General features: G+C 49.6%; 1 pseudogene. It reads right to left on the bottom strand.

The annotated features are described in order from the left end of the window. Nucleotides 1-627, bottom strand: a pseudogene (locus DW917_RS17010) (type IV secretion protein Rhs); the annotation flags it as partial.

Raw genomic sequence — 627 nt, 5'->3', positions numbered from 1 at the left:
GTAGTTGATACCCGTCAGACGCTGATAGTCGTAATCGTAGGAGATGAACTTGCCTTCCTTGGCAAGGTTGGCAGTCTGCTTTGTAAGCACATTGCCGAGCGCATCATAAGTGAAACTTGTAATGCCGCTTGCAGGATGGTTCACCTCTGTACGGCGGTCACCCATGTCGTAAGTAGAGACCGTTACATTGCCCTCCGTGTCGGTGACACGAACAAGGCGCTGTATGCCGTCATACTCAAACGAGGTGGTAATCTCACCGTCAGGACCACTCTTCTGAATGGTCTTCACCGTCTTGCCACTGCCATTGGTATGGGTAGCCTGCACATTATGAAGCGCATCCGTTACGGTTGTAACGAGAGTATGACCGCTATTGTCAACTGTATATGCCGTAGTTGTCGTAGAGTTGTCCGGCAATGTCACTGAGGTAGCACGGTCGAGCACGTCATAAACAGTAACCGTTGGAGATACATTGTCAAATGACTTGCTGAACGTTGATTTCGATCCGGTTCCTTCCGTTGTAGGATAGAAAGCCTTTGCCACACGTCCGAAAGCATCATACACGTTTCTTCCGCTGACTATCATCACATTCTCGTCCTTGGCAGAGCTTCCCTTGGATGCACTTGTCAC

This window comes from Prevotella sp. AM42-24 (assembly GCF_003461825.1).
GTDB classification, from domain to species: Bacteria; Bacteroidota; Bacteroidia; order Bacteroidales; family Bacteroidaceae; genus Prevotella; species Prevotella hominis.
Note: the sequence above shows the minus strand (reverse complement) of the source record. Positions and strands in the feature narration are given on the sequence as shown.